The 274-nt window shown below is 67.5% G+C and carries 1 protein-coding gene; it reads left to right on the top strand.

Annotation, left to right across the window (positions count from 1 at the left end; genetic code table 11):
* Positions 1-274, top strand: a 274-nt coding sequence (locus tag RYX56_RS26580; protein WP_317124109.1) for a DnaJ C-terminal domain-containing protein, incomplete at both ends; no start/stop codon positions are given.

Genomic DNA, 274 nt, shown 5'->3' with positions numbered 1-274 from the left:
CCCCGGGCTCGACGGCAAGAAGCACGACATCGCCATTCCCGCGGGCATCCAGTCGGGCAAGCAGCTCCGCCAGCGCGGCGCGGGCATGCCGGTGCTCAACGGCCGCGGTACCGGCGACCTCGTCGTCCAGATCGACGTCGAGACACCGACGAAGCTCAGCGCGCGGCAGAAGGAATTGCTCTGCGAGTTCCGCGAGACCGAGACGGGTGAGGAATGCCCCGCGAGCCAGGGTTTCTTCGGGCGCATCAAGGAAATGTGGGACGACCTGACGGAG

It is taken from the genome of Alkalihalophilus lindianensis (assembly GCF_032843265.1).
Classification (GTDB): domain Bacteria; phylum Bacillota; class Bacilli; order Bacillales; family Bacillaceae_D; genus Alkalihalophilus; species Alkalihalophilus lindianensis.
Note: the sequence above shows the minus strand (reverse complement) of the source record. Positions and strands in the feature narration are given on the sequence as shown.